Source organism: Pseudomonas sp. EA_65y_Pfl1_P113 (genome assembly GCF_963970525.1).
GTDB classification, from domain to species: Bacteria; Pseudomonadota; Gammaproteobacteria; order Pseudomonadales; family Pseudomonadaceae; genus Aquipseudomonas; species Aquipseudomonas tritici.
Genome location: NZ_CAXAQM010000561.1, coordinates 1 through 455, shown reverse-complemented (window position 1 = coordinate 455; position 455 = coordinate 1). Strand labels below are relative to the sequence as shown.

The following is a 455-nucleotide window of genomic DNA, read 5'->3' as shown; positions in this document are numbered from 1 at the left end:
CGATGCCGCAGGCCCGCCGCTCCGACAGACCCATGACGGCCTGCAGGTGCGCGACAGCTTCGCGCTTGGCGACGGGCCCTACCATTTTTTTGACAAAAGCTCGCGTAGCGCCGCAGCATCCAGCATCTGCTCGGCCAGCAGCTTCTTCAGCTTGGCGTTCTCGACCTCGAGTTGCCGCAACCGCTTGGCCTCGGAGACGTCCATTCCGCCGAACTTCGCCTTCCAATTGTACAGCGTCGCTTCAGAGACGCCATGCTTCCGCGCCAAATCGGCAGTCTTCGCACCGGCCTCATGCTCACGCAGCACGCCAATAATCTGCTCTTCCGTAAACCTGGCTCGCTTCATCTGTCCGTCCTTCAGAAGGCCGGACTCTAACTTCAACTGGAGGAAATTGGCAGGGGCAGGTCACGTTGCCCGAAATTGCGCAATTACGCAAATTGCGGTGACGCGCGCAG

The 455-nt window shown here is 60.2% G+C and carries 1 pseudogene; it reads right to left on the bottom strand.

From position 1 onward, the window contains the following. A pseudogene (locus AACY52_RS31080) lies at positions 1-345 on the bottom strand (transposase); the annotation flags it as partial. Positions 346-455: the final 110 nt, after the last annotated feature.